Raw genomic sequence first — 18,911 nt, forward strand, 5'->3', positions numbered from 1 at the left:
AAAAGGCCGCTTATGATATATTTAAATCAAAAGAAAAACTACTCTTTGAAAAGAATAGTTTCATTAAAGGAGGGATTTATATGACACCTGTTTTATGGGCTGCCGGAGGTACCGGCTTTACATTTCTCATGACGACACTGGGGGCTTCTGTGGTATTTTTCTTCCGGAAGGAGGTAAATCAGGCGGTACAGAGAATTTTTCTGGGCTTTGCCGCAGGCGTCATGATTGCAGCTTCCGTCTGGTCGCTTTTGATACCGGCCATTCAAGAAGCAGAAGCTGCCGGAGGCATCGGCTGGATACCTGCTGCGGGCGGCTTTTTACTGGGCGTTTTGTTCCTTATCGTTCTTGACTCCCTTCTCCCTCATCTCCATCCGGATATGAGCAATCCAAAAAGCAACGAAGCAGAAGGGATCTCTTCCACCTGGAAGCGGACCACGCTCCTTGTGATGGCGGTCACACTCCATAATATTCCGGAAGGTATGGCAGTGGGCCTGGCGTTTGCATTGGCTGCCCAGCACGGCAATGATCCGGCGCTTTACACCTCTGCCATGGCACTTGCCATTGGTATCGGCATTCAAAACTTTCCCGAGGGCGCAGCCATTTCCCTTCCGCTCCGGCAGGAAGGACTGACTACAGGAAAAGCATTTATCCGGGGCAGCATGTCCGGGATCGTGGAACCTGTCTTTGGAATCCTGACGGTATTGATTGCAGGAAGCATTGCTCCCCTCATGCCCTGGCTTTTGTCCTTTGCCGCTGGAGCCATGATGTATGTAGTGGTGGAAGAACTGATTCCTGAAGCACATTTAGGGGAGCATTCCAATGCAGGCACGCTTGGCGTCATGGGCGGATTCCTGATCATGATGATCTTAGATGTGGCATTGGGTTAATGATTCTGATTATCTTTAAACAAATGGAACCGCTCCACGAGCTGTTCCAGATAAGCAGCCTGGCTGGACAGCTCCTCACTGGCTGCTGCGCTCTCTTCCGCGGTTGCAGAATTGGTCTGAACCACCTGGGAGATCTGACTCACCCGTACCGATACGTTTTCTACGGATTCTGCCTGCTTCTCAGAAGCACCTGCAATCCGGTTTACGGTATCCACCACCTGAATGGTGGTATCCTTTACCACACCAAGAGAATGGGAAGTCTGGGCTGCAATAGCCATACCGTTTTCAACTGCCTTCACGGAATTTTCGATTAAAACAGCCGTATCTTTGCTGGCCTCTGCACTCTTGCTTGCAAGGTTACGCACCTCATCAGCAACAACCGCAAAGCCTTTTCCGGCTTCCCCTGCCCTTGCCGCCTCTACTGCGGCATTCAGCGCCAGAATGTTGGTCTGGAACGCAATATCTTCAATGGTCTTAATGATCTTTCCGATTTCCTGAGATGATTCATTGATTTCATTCATGGCAGAGTTCATGGTGACCATATGAAGATTGCTTTCCTCCACTTCCATCTGCACCTTAGCCGTCAGAGTGTTGGCACTTTGGGCATTCTCTGCATTTTCCCGGATCTGGGAAGAAATTTCTGTAATTGCATCGGTCAGCTCTTCAAGGGCCATCGCCTGCTCTGTGGACCCCTGGGACAACATCTGTGCCGCATCGGATACCTGGTCAGAACTGATATCGACCTGGACACTGGACTCATGAATATCTCCCAGAGTATTATTAAAGCTTTTTAATATGGTAACAAAGGAGCTTTTGATTTCAGAAAAATCTCCCATGAAATCCGTGATCTGATCTCTGGGAACCGTTAAATCCCCTTTTGATAAACGAAGAAGAATGGAAGAAATCTCTGAAACATAAGAATCCAGAATTTCCATGGTACTTCTTATACTGTCTGCCAGAAATCCGATTTCATCCTTTGACTGATAGGTAATTAGCCTGGCTCCCTTTAAATTCCCCTTAGACATTTCCTTTGCCGCCCGGTCAAGCTCTTCCAGAGGTCTGACAATGGATCTTGAAAACCGCATGGCTATTACTGCACAAATGGCAACACCTATGATCAAGGCTCCGATTCCCATTCCCAGGGCAATGCGGCTGGCTCCATCGGCCTCAGTTACAAAGTCTTTTGCGTCACCGGATACGGACTGAGCCAGCTCCATGACCTTTTCTCGTATTTCCTCATACTTTGGTTCATTGACATTCCTTATCATGGTTCTGGCTTCGTCCAACTTGCCCTGAGATGCCAGTTCCAGTACTGCTGCATGAATCTGGTCAGACTCCTGCAGTCCGCTTTTGATCTCAGCCAGTATCTGTTTCTCAGCCTCTGTTTTTAAAAGAGATTCAAGAACGGATATGGCGGCCTGCATATCTGCAGAGTCCTTATCAATCAGAGACTTCGCCTCACTGCCGGCACTTGCAATATCCGTTTTCTTTTCACTTGCCAGCCGGTACAGTACCATCTGGCTGTCCAGAAGGTTGCGCCGGATCACCCACATATTATCCGTTGCAGCGTAAGGCCCCTGATATAATTTCTGAAAATTGCCGGATATCCCCATCATTCCCACAATCAATCCCATAATTGCCAAAGCACCAAGTAAAATAATGGTACCAAATACAACCACCACTTTTGTTTTAATCTTTTGATTTTTATACACAACTCTGCCTCCATTTGTTTCCTCTTTCAAAGAGGTTAATCCAAACAAAAGAAAAAAGATACCCTAAAGCAGTTTCCTGCAAGATATCTTTTATCTTTTATCTATTTCCTATCAGATCCCATTTTTTGCTTTGTACGCAATCGCGCCAGTGATCTGGCTAAAGATGCTTCAAAATGAGAATGCTCCTGAAGGCTCTTGCTCTGCCTCAGCTGTTCCTCAGCTCTTTCCCTGGCTTCTTCGGCACGGCGTTCATCAATCTCCTCCGGATGTTCCGCAGTATCTACAATGACTGTAACACGGTTGTTGATGATCTGGGCAAACCCATTCCCCACCAAACCGCTGATCCATTGACCGTTTCCGTCAAGCAGACGCATTTCCCCGATTGAAATGGCAATAACCATATTTTCATGATGGGGAAGAACTGCCTTTTCACCATCCGCCAGAGGAATAATAAGCTCCTGGCAGGAACCTCTATAAAACACCTTATTGCTGGCAAGAACCTGAAGGAAAAATGTATTCGTACTCACAGGCAGCACCTCCAAGTTAAGCCTCTAATTTCCTGGCCTTTTCAATGACCTCATCAATGGTTCCCACATTAAAGAACGCAGCCTCCGGATACTGGTCCATCTCGCCGTCTACGATAGCCTTGAATCCGCGGACCGTTTCCTTAAGAGGAACGTACTTACCGGAAACACCGGTAAAGTTCTCTGCAACAGAGAATGGCTGGGATAAGAATTTCTGAATCTTTCTTGCCCGGTATACCGTAGTCTTATCGTCATCACCTAACTCTTCCATACCGAGAATTGCTATGATATCCTGAAGCTCCCTGTATTTCTGAAGAAGTTCCTGTACCTTACGTGCAACCTCATAGTGCTCTTCGCCTACTACGTCCGGTTCCAGGATACGGGAATTTGATTCCAGGGGATCAACTGCCGGATAAATACCCTGTTCAACGATCTTTCTGGATAAAACAGTAGTCGCATCCAGATGTGCAAACGTTGTTGCAGGAGCCGGGTCCGTCAAGTCATCGGCCGGCACATATACAGCCTGTACAGAAGTAACGGAACCATTTCTTGTAGAAGTGATCCGCTCCTGAAGCTCGCCCATCTCCGTAGCAAGGGTTGGCTGATAACCAACCGCAGAAGGCATACGGCCAAGAAGAGCGGAAACCTCAGATCCGGCCTGTGTGAAACGGAAAATATTATCGATGAACAAAAGCACGTTCTTATGCTCTTCATCACGGAAATACTCCGCCATGGTGAGTCCTGTTTCTGCCACACGCATACGTGCGCCCGGCGGCTCATTCATCTGACCGAATACCAGTGCGGTCTTAGCAATAACACCGGATTCTCCCATTTCAGTCCAAAGGTCATTACCCTCACGGGAACGTTCTCCAACACCGGTAAAGATGGAATATCCGCCGTGCTCGGTTGCGATGTTATGGATCAGTTCCTGTATAAGAACCGTCTTACCAACACCGGCACCTCCGAACAGACCTACTTTTCCGCCTTTTGCATATGGAGCCAAAAGATCAATTACCTTAATTCCTGTCTCCAGGATCTCAGCTACCGGACTCTGATCCTCAAATGCAGGCGGATCTCTGTGGATGACCCACTCCGGACCACCGGATAAAGTCTCACCGTTATCAATGGTCTCACCAAGTACATTAAAAAGACGTCCCAGAGTCTGTTCACCAACCGGAACCTTAATACCTTCACCGGTTGCAGTTACTTCCATTCCTCTGCTCAGTCCTTCGCTGGATGCCAGCATGATACAACGGACGGTACCATTGCCCATATGCTGGGCAACTTCCATTACGCAGCGCTTTCCTTCATTATTCACCTCAAGGGCATCTTTAATTGCAGGAAGCTCACTGCCCTCTAAAAACTCAACATCTACTACAGGTCCCAGGACCTGAACGATCTTACCTTTATTCATATTCTGTTACTCACAGTCGTGAGGACTCCTCCTCTCTCAATTCGTTGAAAACACGATGAAGCTATGCTTTTTTCCTTTTTTTCTTCTGGGCTTTTGCCCCGCTGATTACCTCAGTGATTTCCTGAGTGATCGCTGCCTGGCGGACACGGTTGTAAGTGATCGCCAGTTCGTCAAGCATATCCTGAGCACTGTTTGTCGCAGCCTGCATTGCCATCATTCTGGAATTCTGCTCGCTGGAATAAGATTCCACCAGTCCGCCGTAGATGAATCCTGCAATATAATTGGGCACGATGGCATCAATTACGGCTTCCGGGGAAGGGCTCATGGTGATCTCCTCCAAATGTACATTCACCGGCACATTCAGAGAAATCTGTTTCTTCGGAATGGGAAGAAGCTGATTTACTTCTGCTTCCATCTTCATAGCATTGGCCATTCTGGTGTAAATCATATACACCTCATCAAGTTTTCCAGACAGGAAATAATCCACGATCTTTTCTTGTATGATTCTGGCCCGGCTCATATTGGGCTTCTGAACTGTATAGCGGAAGTCCTGTTCCACAGGAATTCCTTTTTTCTGGAAATACTGCCGTCCCAAATCTCCTACTACGAACAGCATGGGATTACCACCCTTGTCAATCTGCTCCTGGGCCAGCTTAAATACATTATGATTGTAAGCACCTGCAAGTCCCTTATCAGCAGTCACCACGATATAACCGATCTTACGGTCTTCTTTCTTAATCTCCGGCCGGGTATCCAGATACGGATTATCAATATCAGGGGTATGTCTGATGATCCTGGCGATGGTGCTCTGCAGCGTATAAAAATAAGGCTCCGTATCAGTCAGGGCTTTCCTTGCCCTTTTAAGCTTTGACGAGGAAATGGTATACATCGCATTGGTAATCTTCATGGTGCTTTTAATGCTGTTCATTCTGCTTTGTATCTCTCTCGCATTTGCCATATTCTACACCCGTTTCTGTATATAATCAGCCGCTATATCAAGAATCTTCTGTTTCAGTTCGTCCGACAGTGCTTTGGTCTCTTCGATTTCTTTGCCGATCTCCGGATGGGCACTGTCAAAGAATTCAAGAAGTTCTCTCTGGAAATCCTTAATTTTTGAAACTTCGATATCCAGCAGCAGACGGTTATTGGCAACGACCAGACTGATAACCTGGGCATGAAGGCTCAATGGATGGCATAACGGCTGTTTTAACAGCTCCGTCAGCCCTCTTCCGTATTGGATCTGCTCTTTGGTTGCTGCATCAAGATCAGAACTGAACTGAGTAAATACTTCCATTTCCCGGCACTGCGCCAGATCGATACGAATGCTGCCCGCTGCCTTTTTCATCGCTTTGGTCTGTGCCGCACCACCAACACGGGATACGGAAAGACCAACGTTAACGGCCGGTCTCATACCGGAGAAAAAGAGGTCACTCTCCAGGAAAATCTGTCCGTCAGTAATAGAAATAACGTTGGTAGGAATATATGCAGCTACGTCTCCCGCCTGTGTTTCAATGATTGGAAGGGCTGTAATCGAACCGCCTCCAAGCTCATCCTTCAAACGGCTGGAACGCTCAAGCAGTCTGGAATGAAGATAGAATACATCACCAGGATATGCCTCACGTCCAGGAGAACGCTCCAAAAGCAGGGAGAGAGAACGGTAAGCCACTGCATGCTTGGATAAATCATCATACACGATCAGTACGTCTTTTCCCTTATACATGAAATACTCTGCAAGAGCAGTTCCTGAATAAGGTGCGATATACTGAAGAGGTGCCGGCTCACTTGCAGAGGAAGATACCACAATGGTATATTCCATTGCACCGTAATGAGTCAGAGTATTTACAAGCTTTGCAACCGTAGACGCTTTCTGTCCAACCGCAACATAAACGCAGATCACATCTTTTCCCTTCTGGTTTAAGATGGCGTCAATGGCGATGGAAGTCTTACCTGTCTGACGGTCACCGATGATCAGCTCTCTCTGTCCGCGTCCGATCGGAAACATGGAGTCAATGGCAAGAATTCCTGTTTCCATGGGAACGGATACACTCTTACGGTCAACGATTCCAGGTGCCTCATGCTCGATGGGACGGTAATCGTCAGAAACGATATCTCCCTTTCCATCGATCGGTGCGCCAAGAGAATTGACAACTCTGCCAACAAATCCGTCGCCTACCGGAATACCAGCACGCTTTTTGGTTCTTGTTACCTTAGAGCCTTCTTTTACTTCACGGTCGGAACCAAACAGGATGCAGCCGATATCTTCTCTTCTGATATCCTGGACCATGCCCTTGATTCCATTATCAAATACAACGATTTCGCCGTACATTGCATGATCGATCCCATAGACCGTTGCAATGCCGTCACCTACGCTGATGACAGTTCCCACTTCCTGGTCCCTGGCATGCGTATCAAAATCTTCAATTTCACTTCTCAATATCGAAATAATTTCATCTGAATTGATGGAAGCCACGTTTTTCACCTCCGCATTATTTTTTGTTCTAATTGTCTCAGACGTCCCTTTAAGCTCCAGTCAGTTTCCACATCACCTACGCGGAGAATAAATCCACCGATCAAACTGGCATCTTCGATCAGACAGAGTCTTACATCCTTTTTATCGTACTTTCTGCAAAGCATCGCCTTGATCTCCCGAATCTGTTCCTCATCAGGCTTTGTCACGTAGTATAAAGAAGCATCCAATATTCCTTCTTCTTCCGACACACGGGAACGCCATGCCTTAAATATATCATTGACAAGGTCTATATCCCGCCTTTCGACCAAAACCTTTAAAAAGGTTTTCATCTCCTGTGGAAATACCCGATCGATCACCCGGTGCTTACTGCTCTTTGGAATGACAGGGCTGCTTAAAGCATGCTTAAGCTCCGGCACTACTTTTAGCACCAGAGCTGCTTCTTCAATGGCCGTTTTGGGAACGGACATTTCAAAAAGCACCTGTCCGTAATTAATTGCTGCCTGCGTCATGGGCATCACCTGCTTCTGCTAAAAATGAATCGTAAAGCGCCTGGTTTGACATAGCGCTCGCTTCCTGATTAACTACCTTGGCCGCTGCTGCAATTACCAGGCCTGCAATCTGCGCCTTAGCTTCACGCAGAGCCTTTTCCTGATCGGCCGCGGTTTTCTTCTGAGCTTCTCCAATCACCCGGTCTGCCTCTTCCGCCGCATCTTTTAAAATCCGGTCATACTGGGCCTTTGCCTGGTTCTTTGCTTCTTCGATAATCTTTAATCCCTCTTCTGAGGATGCAGCCAGCTTCTCTTCATACTGCCTTTTGATCTCCGCTGCCTGTCCCTCACTGTTCCTGGCATTTGATATGCTGTCCTCAATCATTGCCTGCCGCTTATTCATAATACCCATAACCGGCTGAATCAGAAAATGCCGAAGCAAAAAATACAGGACAATAAGATTAACCATATTAAACACAAGGTTCATATCCAGTCTAAGCATCTATACCGCCTGCCTTTCTCTCTAAATTTTCCGAATAATCCCTGCTTTCAGGCATTATTTAAGGAATAAGATGATAAGAAGGGCAATAACGAAACCATAGATAGCAGTTGCCTCTGCAAGTGCGCAACCTAATAAGAGTGCCTTGCTGATCTTGCCTTCTGCTTCTGGCTGTCTTGCGATAGCATCTACGGACTTAGCAGTTGCCAAGCCAATACCTACACCTGCACCAATACCTGTTAATACTGCAATTCCTGCTCCAATAGCTGTCAACATAATAATCTCTCCTTTTAATTTAAACTGTTTTTACTCTACTGACTCTTTAATGAAAAGTGCAGTCAGGAACACGAATACATACGCCTGAATCAATCCGTCAAATATATCAAAATACAGGGAAAACGGAACTGGTACGATCGGCGCTGCAACCAGCTTTATAAGCTCCATAACTACGAATGCTCCTAAAACGTTACCAAACAATCGCATACAAAGCGACAATGGCTTGATAAATATTTCCAGGATATTAATCGGTGCGATAATGGCCACCGGCTCCGCAAAGCTTTTTATAAAGCCCTTCAGACCTTTCTTGTGAAAGCTTGCATATTCAATCAGCAGAATGCTCATAATAGCAAGCGCTGCGGTGGCATTTAAATCTTTGGTAGGCGGTTTCACACCCAGCACACCAATTAAATTGGCCACACCGACATAAATTGCCACAGAAACCAAATAGGGGATGTAACGCTTTCCTTCTTCGCCGATAAGGTCTTCAAAGAAACCGTAAAGTCCACCAACGGCCAATTCCAGTATCTGCTGCTTTTTTCCAGGATTCTCAACCTTTAAATTTCTAACCAGGCAGATGGAAAGCAGCGTCAGAGCTGCCATGATAAACCAGGTTACCACAACAGATTCCGCAATGGGAATTCCTCCGAATAAAGGAATCGTAAATGCCGTTTCGCAGTTCAGTTCTTCCATTAACTTCTCTGCTAAATCCTCCGTAATGCTCACTTCCTCTCTTAGAGACAGTCTTTCTCTTTATTCTTTCACCCATTTAAAAATTGTATTTTTAAAGATACAATATTGCATGAGTATATGGTGTATCATACTTTCATCTGCAAAAATTGTCAACTTTTTGCATATTTCATAACATTTTATTAATGTGGACAATTGTTTAAACATTTGGAACAATTTTTTTGTTATAATTCAAAAAATATTATCCATTTTTTAACCGTAAATGTAACAATAATGTAAAGTATTTTTGATTCAGCTAATTTTTCTAGGTTTTATTCCAGTTTTTACGGTAATAATTTGTGAAATTTAACTACGTTTTTTTTGCAATTTTTAAATTCCCCGTCATAACTCACTAATATCCATGTAGTTTAATGGTAATACATGAAAAATAAGACAGCCCTATAAGAAGAAACATGAAATATACCGGGATTCTACACAAATGCTCCCGCAAAAAAAATTTAAGTTTTAGATGACTTACTTCTTATTATATGGAAACATATTAAATGAAATAACCTGGAACTATATTAAGAAAGAACATATTATGGGAGCACGATATCTTAATGATTTTAAAAAACAGATATCCGGAGCATGGTTTTGCCGGGTCATATTAACAAACGTTAAGGCGGTTATTAAGCTATGCTTCCATAGAATGCATTTTTATAAATGAAACTTAAAGAACTTTCATTTAATCGTTTTTACCATAATTATTGTCTCATAAAGTAAGTATGACTTAATCTCAACCAGAATATGCTTCCAATTAATCTTTTAAATAGGTAGAAACAGAAACCGAACAAAAAAGAAGCCAAAGCTTTTAACAGCTTCCGCTTCCGGGTTCCAATGATAATTTATAAATCCGCACAAAGGAAAAGCACCGTCCCCAACGCTCTCCGTCGTCAAAAACAGTACTTTTTTACTGCGCCTTCAGGGACTCGAACCCTGGACAAATAGATTAAGAGTCTACTGCTCTACCAACTGAGCTAAAGGCGCTTGTCTTTCGTTTTTCTGTGTGCTCTTGTCTGAGGCACGTGTGTAATTATATAACCGTCTTCAACAAAAGTCAACACCTTTTTTACAAATAATTTACCATTTTTTAGTGTTTATTTATTTTTCTTATTTTTATCCATATTTGCGCCCAGTGTTTTGTTCACTTCCACAAAAGATTTGTTCCAGGAAAGCAGTTTCTTATTCAAGTCAGTCTTGTCGCTGGTTGCCTGGAGAAGTTTGTTTGTAATCTTGTCTTTCATGCCCATAACCTGCACCTGCATCCTCTTTTGGTTTATTATATGCAGAACCGGTGCCATAGTCAAAAAAATCTGGCACCGGTCTGGAATTTTTTATTTTCTTCCTGCAACCAGTTTATAAATAGGATTTCCTTTTGAGGAGAACTTCTCTTCGTACTCTGTCATTACATTCCCCTCCCCCATCTCACTGTGGTGGAGGTCATAAGTAAACGCTTTTATTTCCCATATTTCTCCTGGAATCGCCTCCAGAGAATAGTCAAACAGGCCCCTGTTATCCGTTTTAAATTCCACAGTCCCTTCCGGTGTCAGAATCTGATCGTAGACCGCCATAAATTCCTTTGATGTGAGTCTGCGTTTTGCGTGACGGTCCTTGGGCCATGGATCAGAAAAGTTTAAATAGATCTTCTGAACTTCTCCAGGTTCAAATATATTTGATAAATGAATTGCATCCACACACATAAAATATATATTATCAAGCTCCAGTTCCGCTCTCTTTTGAATCCCGCGCAAAAGCACGCTGGGATATCTTTCGATTCCCACATAATTGATCTCCGGATGAAGGGAAGCCAGTTCCATGATAAAACGGCCTTTTCCCATACCAACTTCTATCTCAATGGGATTTTCATTTCCAAAGACTTCCCTCCAGCACCCCTTTTTTTCTTCCGGATTCTGGACCACATATGGGCTGCCAGCGATCTCTTCTTCCGAACCTGGTATGTGACGTAACCTCATATTCTTACTTCCTCCAAATATTTTATCTTCTTATTAATAATTCCCATGGTCTGAACATGCAGGTAGATTGTATCATAACACGAGGGACAGGCGCAAGTAGGCACCTGAATTCTCTGATTAGGAGAAAGCGTAAAATAACAGGTGCGCAATTTCAAATAATCAGGTATAATGTCTGTATATTCGCATACAACCGTTTTTGCAAAGGAGGAAATATATGGGAACGACTGATAACAGTTTCCGGATCAGAATCCAGCAGGGTCTTAAGGAAACAGAAATGCTTTTGAACCAGAATCAATATAATATGTCTATGATCAAAGCCCGCCAGACTCTGGAATACATGGTAAATTATCTGGGAGAAAAAGCCCTGATCGTGGAAGGCGATTTAGCGGACAGCATTGACCAGTTATTTGAACGCCGCATGATTTCCCAGACTTCCAAAGACCACTATCACAGAATCCGTATGATTGGGAACAAGGCAGTTCATGAAGGCAATGACAGCCCCTATGACGCAAAAGAAGCCCTGCATCTTCTTTCACAGGAAGTAAGTGGGTTTGCAAATACATTTTATAAAGAAAGCCACAGGGAGGCTTTGCCAAGGCAGCGCTCCGCTAATTTAAGATCTGCTCCAATCGCTTCAAGAAACAGTGCTTCAAGAGGCAGTGTTTCAAGAGGCAGTGCTCCCCAGAAGCCGGCACAGAGAGCAGGTTCCGGCGGAAGAAGGACTGCTCAAGCCGGAGCCAGCCAAAGGCCGCCTCAAAGAAGCGCTTCGAGAGGCCGCAGCAGACGCCGCTCACCAAAGAACACCCCTGACACCAGCAGCCTGTTAAAGCCGGCACTGATTTTCCTGGGAGTGCTTGTCATTGTGCTCATTTTTGTAAAACTTGTCCCTGGTAAAGGAGATAAAAAAGAAACGGCTGCACCTGATACCTCTGCCCAGGTTTCCACGGAAGCAGCTACCGGGGAGGTAACTGCCGAAGAAACCATGGAGCCGGAGACAGAAGCACCTAAGAGCTATACCACAAGGAGCAAATTAAACGTCCGTTCCACCCCGTCTACCGACGGAGCCAGACTGGGAAGCCTTGCCGCAGGCACCACGGTTGATTTTGTAAAAACCTACGATGACAAATGGACGGTTATCATGTTTGAAGGTAAAGAAGCTTATGTTGCCTCGGAATTTTTGACGGAATCGGAGGAGCAGCCGGATTCCGGCTCCAGCGAAACCACGGATTCTTCAGAAACTGCAACAAATACCGCACAGTAAACTGCCAATTAAGCGAAGAGCAGAGGAAGGGATTCCTCTGCTCTTCGCTTTTTTATTGATGAATATTCCCAGTAGATGCAGCGTAAGTTATAGGTATGATTAAATTTTTATTAAATTGGTGAATTTTTACAAATTAGTATGGTATTTTTTTGAAATTATAGTATCATTATAATATAATACGTTCTATTACTAAAATATTTTACAAGGAGGCTAAGGTATGGATAAAGTGATTGAGAAGATTTCAGACATTGAATCGGCAGCAACTTCCATTATGGATCGTGCCAATGAACGCAAAACGGCATTTGCAAAAGATATGGAAAGACGAACTGCCGCTTTTGATCATGACTTGGAAACAAAGACCAGTAAAAAAATCGAAGCACTGCGCAGAGACATGGAAATTGAGATGAATCACCAGCTGGAAAAACAGAGAAACGACTGGTTAAAACTGCAAACCGCATTGGAAGCCCATTATGAGGAGCATCATCACCAGTACGTTGAAAATTTATTTCAAACTATGATAAAGGAGTGATCTCATGGGAGACTTGCTGTCTTACAGCGGCATTACCACCAAGGTAAGGGCAATGCAAAGCCATCTGATCACAGAAAACCAGTTCCGCGAGATGGCCGGCTTATCCACGGTTTCCGAAGCCGTAGACTATTTAAGCCATTTAAAAGCCTATCAGGGGCTTTTTTCTGACCTGGAGGGAACCGGCCTTCACCGGGGTGCCATCGAACAGAGGCTCATCCTTTCTCTTTACCAGGATTTTGCCAAGCTCTACCGCTTTTCCAACTTAAACCAGCGTAAGTTTCTTGACCTGTATTTTATGCACCTTGAAATCGATATCCTGAAGAAATGTCTCCGAAATGCCATTGGGGATAACCGGCCGGATATCGATCTTTCTATTTTTGAGGACTTTTTTAAGAAACATTCCAGACTGGATCTCATAAAGCTGGCATCTTCCAGAAGTCTTTCAGACTTTGTAACGAATCTGGAGGGTTCGGTCTATCACGACCTGCTTTCTGGTTTATCTGACAACAGGGAGCCTACTTTATTTGATTTTGAGGTTCATCTGGATCTCTTATATTTTAAAGCCATCTGGAGGGTCATGGGGAAATATCTAAAAAAAGAAGAAAAGGAGCTTTTGTCCCGCTGCTTTGGAAGCAAGCTGGATCTGCTGAATATCCAGTGGATCTATCGTTCCAAAAAATATTATCATTTGCAGCCGGCAGACATTTATACCCTTTTAATTCCCACCAATTACCACCTGAATAAGGAACAGATTACAAAAATGGCAGAGGCCGGAACCATGGAAGAATTTTACGCTGCGTTAAAAAGCACCTATTATGGCCGGAAAACAAATATAGAGACTTATGATGTGCCGGATCTGGAGCATCTTACCATGGAGGTGCTTGATAAAATCCACCGTTCTACCAGCCGTCAAGATCCCTATTCCATCGCCACGCTGAATTCCTATCTGTATTTCAAAGAAGAGGAAATTCAAAAAGTTATCACCCTCATAGAGAGCATCCGGTACCGTTTACAGCCGGATGAAATCATCTCCTATGTGGCAAAACAGTAAAGGGGGTTGCTTTTCGTGATAGAAAAGATGAAATTCTTAAGTATCACCGGGCCCAAGGAAGATATTGACCGGGTCATCGACACTTACTTATCCAGATACGAAATCCATCTGGAGAATGCCCTGTCTGAGCTGAAAACGGTGCAGGACTTAAGACCTTATGTTGAAACGAATCCATACAAAGAGATTCACCAGCGTGCCGTAGAGCTTGCTGAACTGCTTCCTCCCGGAGAGGAGCCGCAGAACCCAAATAAAAGGTTATCTGTGACTCAGGCCGCTGCTATCATTAAAGAAATTGGAAAACAGGCGGAAGAACTAAAAGCCAGAGAAGAAGAACTTATTTCCAAACGGGATTCACTTAAGGAGTCCGTGGAACGAATTCTTCCTTTTACCGGACTTAATTATGATTTAAGTTCCATTTTTCATTTTAAGTACATCAAATTTCGTTTTGGCCGTATCACTCACGAGTATTACACCAAATTTGAGAATTATGTATACGATACCATTGATACGGTTCTCTACAAATGCAGGGAGGACGAACAATACGTCTGGCTGGTCTATTTTGTACCGGAGACCATAGCAAACCGGATCGATGCCATTTATGCGTCCATGCATTTTGAGCGGATTGACCTTCCGGAGGACTATAAGGGTACCCCTTACCAGGCCAGCCAGTCGCTGGAGGACAGTATGAAAGCGGTCCAGATAGAAATCAATGCCGTCCGCAAACAGCTTTCCAACCTGTTGAAGACCCGGCTGGAGGACTTGATTGCCGCAAAAAACCGGCTGGAAACCTTTTCCACGAATTTTAACGTAAGAAAACTGGCCGCCTGTACCAAACAGAGCCGTAACACCTTTTATATCCTCTGTGGATGGATGAGCCACCGGGATGCAGATGCGTTCCAAAAAGATATTTCCAACGATGAAAAAACCTTCTGCATCGTGGAAGATGACCAGGAAAACATTATGAGCAATCCTCCCACCAAGCTTTTAAATCCCGGACTATTTAAACCATTTGAGATGTTTATCCGCATGTACGGACTTCCCGCTTATAACGAGGTAGACCCTACCATATTGATTGGGCTCACTTACTCCTTTCTGTTCGGATTCATGTTTGGGGATGTGGGACAGGGACTTTTCCTTCTGATTGGAGGACTTTTCCTTTACCGGTTCAAAAAGCTGAGCCTTGCTGCCATTATTTCCTGCTGCGGCTTTTTCTCAACCATCTTCGGGTTCCTGTTTGGAAGTATCTTCGGCTTTGAAGATGTGATCCATGCGGTCTGGCTCAGGCCTATGGAGCATATGACAAACCTGCCCTTTATCGGGCGTTTGAATACGGTATTTATTGTGGCTGTTTCCCTGGGAATGGGCATTATTCTTCTGACCATGATTCTTAATATGGTAAACAGCTTCCGTTCCAGGGATCCGGAGCGAACCTTTTTTGACACCAACGGGCTGGCAGGATTTGTCTTTTACGCTTCCCTTGTCCTTACGGTCGTTCTCTATATGACAGGGAACCCGGTTCCGGCTTCCACTCTTCTTATTCTGATGTTTGGTGTTCCTCTGCTCATGATATTTTTCAAGGAGCCGCTCACCAACCTGGTGGAGCGAAAAGCCAGAATTATGCCAAAGGAAAAAGGCATGTTTGTGGTTCAGGGATTTTTTGAACTGTTTGAAGTGCTTTTGAGCTATTTTTCCAACACCCTTTCTTTCGTCCGTGTGGGGGCCTTTGCGGTCAGTCATGCGGCTATGATGGAAGTGGTACTGATGCTGTCCGGTCACGAGGCCGGAACCGTAAACTGGCTCGTCGTCGTTTTGGGCAACCTGTTTGTATGCGGCATGGAAGGTCTGATCGTTGGTATTCAGGTGCTTCGTCTGGAATATTACGAACTATTCAGCCGTTTTTACCGGGGAACCGGCCGTGCATTCAAACCATACGGAAAAAAACTATAAAAAACTTATCAGGAGGTATTTCTTATGTCCATGTTAGTAAAAATCACTTTAGCAACCGCATTAATCTTAAGTATTGCTCTTCCTCTTTTTGCATTTGCCATGGGGGAAAAAACAAAGGGGCGCTATAAAACTGCCCTTTCCATCAATGTACTGTTATTCTTTGGTACCATGATCGTATCCAGTGTGCTGATGTTCCAGGGCCAGGCAGTTGCAGCAGAAACTGCTGCCGGCGTTACGGGAGGTGTGGCAGGAATGGGGTATCTTGCTGCTGCTTTGTCCACCGGTCTTGCATGTATCGGCGGCGGTATTGCCGTATCTGCAGCCGCCAGTGCAGCGCTTGGAGCCATCAGCGAAGACGGTTCCATTTTGGGTAAATCACTCATCTTCGTAGGCCTTGCCGAAGGTGTTTGTCTTTATGGTCTGATCATCTCCTTTATGATCCTTGGTAAACTCTGATCATGAAAATGTATTTAATCAGCGACAACTTAGACACCTGGGCCGGCATGAGACTGGCCGGAGTGGAAGGTGCTGTCGTTCATGAAAAGGATGAGCTTAAGAATGAACTGGATAAAGTCCTGGCCGATAAGGAGATCGGGATCATCCTCCTGACAGAAAAGTTCGGAAGAGAGTTTCCGGACATTATCGACGATGTGAAGCTGAACCGAAAGCTTCCCCTCATCATAGAAATCCCTGACCGCCACGGTACCGGCCGCAAGCCCAGCTTTATCACAGATTACGTCAATCAAGCTATCGGATTAAAACTATAAGAAAGAGGTGGTCATCTTGACAACTGAGGAAAAACTACAGCATTTCCTGGAGTTTTGTATGGAAGATGCCAGATCCCGCAGTGCAAAGATGCTTGACGAGTATACGGCTGCTTTGGAGCAGACCTTTGCAGAGCATCAGGACAGTGCAAACCGGCGGGCGGAGCAGCAGGTGGCATTGGAAAAGAAACGGATCGAACGGGAAATCAACAAAAAGCTGTCTCTGGAACAGATAAACATCAAAAGGGAATTCGGGAAAAAGCAGGATGAACTCAAGGAAAAGCTGTTTAAAGAACTTACGGAAAAGCTGTTAGAATACATGAAGACGCCTGAGTACACCCTGCTGTTAAATTCCCAGATACAAAACGCTTTGAAACTGGCTGACAAAGAATTCATTACGATTTATATTGACCCTGCAGATGAAGGGAAACTTTCAGGTCTGTCCCTTCCCCAGGGCGCTGACATACAGGTGAGCGAATACTCTTTTCTGGGCGGTATCAGAGCCGTTATCCCATCCAGGCATATTCTGATCGATAATTCGTTTCAGACAAAGCTTTCCGAGGCAAAACGTGATTTCCGCTTTGATGTAAAAGATATAATGGGAGGTACGGCCAATGACTAATACAGGTAAGATCTTCGGCATCAACGGCCCTGTTATCTATCTAAAGGGTGATACCGGATTTCAGATGAATGAGATGGTTTACGTTGGAAAGGATCACTTAGTAGGCGAGATCATCGGTCTGACTGACCGGCGCACCACGGTACAGGTATATGAGGAAACCAGCGGATTAAAACCAGGGGAAACCGTGACCTCTACCGGATCTCCCGTATCTGTTACTCTGGCTCCCGGCATCTTAAACAACATCTTCGACGGAATCGAACGCCCTTTATCGGAGATTGCAAAAACCGGCGGAGCCTATATTGACCGGGGCATCCAGGTGGATTCCCTTGATACAAAAAAACTTTGGGAGACTCATATTACGGTAAAGAAAGGCGACCGCCTTCATCCCGGTACCATCATCGCAGAAGTACCGGAAACCCCTGCCATTATCCATAAGGTCATGATCCCCCCGGATTTGGAAGGCGACGTTTTAGATGTGGTTTCTGACGGTTCCTATACCATCAGCCAGCCGCTTCTGACACTGAAACTGGCAGACGGCACCACCAGACAGGTGACTATGACTCAAAAATGGCCCATCCGGGTCCCACGCCCCATCTTAAAGCGGTATCCTGCCAGCAAGCCCTTAATCACCGGACAGAGAATCATCGATACCCTGTTCCCCCTGGCAAAAGGCGGTACTGCCTGTATCCCCGGCGGCTTTGGAACGGGAAAGACCATGACCCAGCACCAGATCGCCAAGTGGTCGGATGCGGATATCATCATCTATATCGGATGCGGGGAGCGTGGCAATGAGATGACTCAGGTACTGGAGGAGTTTACAGAGCTGATCGACCCCCGTTCCGGCAATCCCTTAATGGACAGGACCACACTGATCGCCAACACCTCCAACATGCCCGTAGCCGCACGGGAGGCCAGCCTTTACTCCGGTCTTACCCTGGCAGAATATTACCGGGATATGGGATATCATGTTGCAATTATGGCGGACTCCACCTCCCGCTGGGCGGAGGCTTTGAGAGAGTTATCCGGACGTCTGGAAGAGATGCCTGCGGAGGAAGGCTTTCCCGCATACCTGGCTTCCCGCCTGTCCGCCTTTTATGAGCGGGCCGGTATGATTCAGAACTTAAACGGAACGGAAGGCTCGGTTACCATCATCGGCGCCGTTTCTCCTCAGGGAGGGGATTTCTCCGAACCGGTGACCCAGAACACCAAACGTTTTGTCCGCTGCTTCTGGGGCCTGGACCGGAACCTTGCCAATGAACGGCACTTTCCCGCCATCCACTGGCTCAGCAGCTATTCGGAATATCTGACTGATTTGGAACCCTGGTATATGGATTACGTGGACAAAAAATTCGTGGATTACAGAAACCGGCTGGTATTTTTACTGACTCAGGAAAGCAGCCTGATGGAAATCGTAAAGCTGATCGGAGGAGATATGCTTCCTGACGACCAGAAGCTGATTCTTGAGATCGCCAAGGTAATCCGGATCGGATTTTTACAGCAGAACGCATTTCATAAAGAAGACACCTGCGTCCCTATGGAAAAGCAGTTCTTAATGATGGATTTAATCCTGTATTTATACAAAAAATCCCGTTCTCTTATCTCCATGGGAATGCCCATGTCCGTATTAAAGGAGGATCCAATTTTTGATAGGATCATTTCCCTGAAATACGATGTTCCCAATGACCGGCTGGATCTTTTCGATGACTACAAAAAGCAGATCGATGCATTTTATGATTCTGTCATCGAACGCAATGCTTAGGAAGGA

20 protein-coding genes and 1 tRNA gene are annotated in these 18,911 nt (G+C 45.3%); 9 read left to right on the top strand and 12 right to left on the bottom strand.

What is annotated here, in order from left to right:
- The first annotated feature begins 80 nt into the window (after positions 1 to 80).
- Positions 81 to 887 carry a ZIP family metal transporter gene (locus ACLTWA_RS16475; protein WP_412328984.1) on the top strand — a complete coding sequence of 269 codons (807 nt, stop codon included), beginning with the start codon at positions 81 to 83 and terminating at the stop codon, positions 885 to 887.
- Here the strand turns inward: ACLTWA_RS16475 and ACLTWA_RS16480 are convergent.
- From ACLTWA_RS16480 to trmB, 12 genes are all read right to left on the bottom strand, one after another.
- A complete protein-coding gene (locus ACLTWA_RS16480; protein WP_412328985.1) occupies positions 884 to 2,599 on the bottom strand; it encodes a methyl-accepting chemotaxis protein in 1,716 nt (571 codons plus the stop codon). The two genes, ACLTWA_RS16475 and ACLTWA_RS16480, sit on opposite strands and share 4 nt — an antisense overlap.
- Before the next feature lie 101 nt (positions 2,600 to 2,700).
- Entirely contained in the window at positions 2,701 to 3,126 is a 426-nt protein-coding gene (gene atpC, locus ACLTWA_RS16485; RefSeq protein ID WP_412328986.1) for an ATP synthase F1 subunit epsilon, read from the bottom strand.
- A gap of 16 nt (positions 3,127 to 3,142) precedes the next feature.
- Complete coding sequence (atpD, locus tag ACLTWA_RS16490; RefSeq protein ID WP_412328987.1) at positions 3,143 to 4,537, bottom strand: F0F1 ATP synthase subunit beta; 1,395 nt, start codon at positions 4,535 to 4,537, stop codon at positions 3,143 to 3,145.
- Positions 4,538 to 4,598: 61 nt separating this feature from the next.
- Complete coding sequence (gene atpG / locus ACLTWA_RS16495) at positions 4,599 to 5,495, bottom strand: ATP synthase F1 subunit gamma (RefSeq protein ID WP_412328988.1); 897 nt, start codon at positions 5,493 to 5,495, stop codon at positions 4,599 to 4,601.
- Between the two features lie 3 nt (positions 5,496 to 5,498).
- Entirely contained in the window at positions 5,499 to 7,016 is a 1,518-nt protein-coding gene (gene atpA, locus ACLTWA_RS16500; RefSeq protein WP_412328989.1) for a F0F1 ATP synthase subunit alpha, read from the bottom strand.
- Positions 7,013 to 7,516 carry an ATP synthase F1 subunit delta gene (gene atpH, locus ACLTWA_RS16505; protein WP_412328990.1) on the bottom strand — a complete coding sequence of 168 codons (504 nt, stop codon included), beginning with the start codon at positions 7,514 to 7,516 and terminating at the stop codon, positions 7,013 to 7,015. The genes atpA and atpH overlap by 4 nt, the downstream gene beginning before the upstream one ends.
- Complete coding sequence (atpF, locus tag ACLTWA_RS16510; RefSeq protein WP_412328991.1) at positions 7,497 to 7,997, bottom strand: F0F1 ATP synthase subunit B; 501 nt, start codon at positions 7,995 to 7,997, stop codon at positions 7,497 to 7,499. The genes atpH and atpF overlap by 20 nt, the downstream gene beginning before the upstream one ends.
- Positions 7,998 to 8,051: 54 nt before the next feature.
- Positions 8,052 to 8,270, bottom strand: a complete 219-nt coding sequence (atpE, locus tag ACLTWA_RS16515; protein WP_412328992.1) for an ATP synthase F0 subunit C — start codon at positions 8,268 to 8,270, stop codon at positions 8,052 to 8,054.
- Positions 8,271 to 8,300: 30 nt separating this feature from the next.
- Entirely contained in the window at positions 8,301 to 8,963 is a 663-nt protein-coding gene (locus ACLTWA_RS16520) for a F0F1 ATP synthase subunit A (RefSeq protein ID WP_412329104.1), read from the bottom strand.
- A 950-nt stretch (positions 8,964 to 9,913) separates the two neighbouring features.
- A tRNA-Lys gene (locus ACLTWA_RS16525) sits at positions 9,914 to 9,986 on the bottom strand.
- Between the two features lie 110 nt (positions 9,987 to 10,096).
- On the bottom strand, positions 10,097 to 10,243 hold the full coding sequence (locus ACLTWA_RS16530; RefSeq protein WP_412329108.1) for a hypothetical protein: 147 nt from the start codon (positions 10,241 to 10,243) through the stop codon (positions 10,097 to 10,099).
- Positions 10,244 to 10,333: 90 nt separating this feature from the next.
- Entirely contained in the window at positions 10,334 to 10,972 is a 639-nt protein-coding gene (gene trmB / locus ACLTWA_RS16535; protein ID WP_412328993.1) for a tRNA (guanosine(46)-N7)-methyltransferase TrmB, read from the bottom strand.
- Positions 10,973 to 11,186: 214 nt separating this feature from the next.
- On the opposite strand from trmB, the gene ACLTWA_RS16540 reads away from it, so the two are divergent.
- The 8 genes from ACLTWA_RS16540 (at position 11,187) to ACLTWA_RS16575 (ending at position 18,905) form a co-directional block, all read left to right on the top strand.
- Positions 11,187 to 12,233 carry an SH3 domain-containing protein gene (locus ACLTWA_RS16540; RefSeq protein WP_412328994.1) on the top strand — a complete coding sequence of 349 codons (1,047 nt, stop codon included), beginning with the start codon at positions 11,187 to 11,189 and terminating at the stop codon, positions 12,231 to 12,233.
- Between the two features lie 217 nt (positions 12,234 to 12,450).
- Positions 12,451 to 12,762, top strand: a complete 312-nt coding sequence (locus tag ACLTWA_RS16545; RefSeq protein ID WP_412328995.1) for an ATPase — start codon at positions 12,451 to 12,453, stop codon at positions 12,760 to 12,762.
- A 4-nt stretch (positions 12,763 to 12,766) separates the two neighbouring features.
- A complete protein-coding gene (locus tag ACLTWA_RS16550; RefSeq protein ID WP_412328996.1) occupies positions 12,767 to 13,813 on the top strand; it encodes a V0D/AC39 family V-type ATPase subunit in 1,047 nt (348 codons plus the stop codon).
- Between the two features lie 15 nt (positions 13,814 to 13,828).
- Positions 13,829 to 15,760, top strand: coding sequence for a V-type ATP synthase subunit I (locus tag ACLTWA_RS16555; protein WP_412328997.1), 1,932 nt, complete (start codon positions 13,829 to 13,831; stop codon positions 15,758 to 15,760).
- A gap of 24 nt (positions 15,761 to 15,784) precedes the next feature.
- Positions 15,785 to 16,216, top strand: coding sequence for an ATP synthase subunit C (locus ACLTWA_RS16560; RefSeq protein WP_412328998.1), 432 nt, complete (start codon positions 15,785 to 15,787; stop codon positions 16,214 to 16,216).
- A gap of 2 nt (positions 16,217 to 16,218) precedes the next feature.
- Positions 16,219 to 16,527: a V-type ATP synthase subunit F gene (locus tag ACLTWA_RS16565; RefSeq protein ID WP_394523994.1), complete on the top strand. Its 309-nt coding sequence runs from the start codon at positions 16,219 to 16,221 to the stop codon at positions 16,525 to 16,527.
- 16 nt (positions 16,528 to 16,543) lie between these two features.
- Positions 16,544 to 17,146, top strand: a complete 603-nt coding sequence (locus ACLTWA_RS16570; protein WP_412328999.1) for a V-type ATP synthase subunit E — start codon at positions 16,544 to 16,546, stop codon at positions 17,144 to 17,146.
- Positions 17,139 to 18,905 carry a V-type ATP synthase subunit A gene (locus ACLTWA_RS16575; RefSeq protein WP_412329000.1) on the top strand — a complete coding sequence of 589 codons (1,767 nt, stop codon included), beginning with the start codon at positions 17,139 to 17,141 and terminating at the stop codon, positions 18,903 to 18,905. Before ACLTWA_RS16570 ends, ACLTWA_RS16575 begins: the two co-directional genes overlap by 8 nt.
- Positions 18,906 to 18,911 lie beyond the last annotated feature (6 nt).

The organism is Lacrimispora sp., from assembly GCF_046972725.1.
Taxonomy (GTDB): domain Bacteria; phylum Bacillota; class Clostridia; order Lachnospirales; family Lachnospiraceae; genus Lacrimispora.

Bases quoted from the DNA above. Each gene is read 5' to 3' on its own strand.
- ACLTWA_RS16475 (WP_412328984.1), top strand. From the start codon at position 81: ATGACACCTGTTTTATGGGCTGCCGGAGGTACCGGCTTTACATTTCTC.
- atpD (WP_412328987.1), bottom strand. From the start codon at position 4,537: ATGAATAAAGGTAAGATCGTTCAGGTCCTGGGACCTGTAGTAGATGTT.
- atpG (WP_412328988.1), bottom strand. From the start codon at position 5,495: ATGGCAAATGCGAGAGAGATACAAAGCAGAATGAACAGCATTAAAAGC.
- atpH (WP_412328990.1), bottom strand. From the start codon at position 7,516: ATGACGCAGGCAGCAATTAATTACGGACAGGTGCTTTTTGAAATGTCC.
- atpF (WP_412328991.1), bottom strand. From the start codon at position 7,997: ATGCTTAGACTGGATATGAACCTTGTGTTTAATATGGTTAATCTTATT.
- atpE (WP_412328992.1), bottom strand. From the start codon at position 8,270: ATGTTGACAGCTATTGGAGCAGGAATTGCAGTATTAACAGGTATTGGT.
- ACLTWA_RS16520 (WP_412329104.1), bottom strand. From the start codon at position 8,963: ATGGAAGAACTGAACTGCGAAACGGCATTTACGATTCCTTTATTCGGA.
- ACLTWA_RS16530 (WP_412329108.1), bottom strand. From the start codon at position 10,243: ATGAAAGACAAGATTACAAACAAACTTCTCCAGGCAACCAGCGACAAG.
- trmB (WP_412328993.1), bottom strand. From the start codon at position 10,972: ATGAGGTTACGTCACATACCAGGTTCGGAAGAAGAGATCGCTGGCAGC.
- ACLTWA_RS16540 (WP_412328994.1), top strand. From the start codon at position 11,187: ATGGGAACGACTGATAACAGTTTCCGGATCAGAATCCAGCAGGGTCTT.
- ACLTWA_RS16545 (WP_412328995.1), top strand. From the start codon at position 12,451: ATGGATAAAGTGATTGAGAAGATTTCAGACATTGAATCGGCAGCAACT.
- ACLTWA_RS16550 (WP_412328996.1), top strand. From the start codon at position 12,767: ATGGGAGACTTGCTGTCTTACAGCGGCATTACCACCAAGGTAAGGGCA.
- ACLTWA_RS16560 (WP_412328998.1), top strand. From the start codon at position 15,785: ATGTCCATGTTAGTAAAAATCACTTTAGCAACCGCATTAATCTTAAGT.
- ACLTWA_RS16565 (WP_394523994.1), top strand. From the start codon at position 16,219: ATGAAAATGTATTTAATCAGCGACAACTTAGACACCTGGGCCGGCATG.
- ACLTWA_RS16575 (WP_412329000.1), top strand. From the start codon at position 17,139: ATGACTAATACAGGTAAGATCTTCGGCATCAACGGCCCTGTTATCTAT.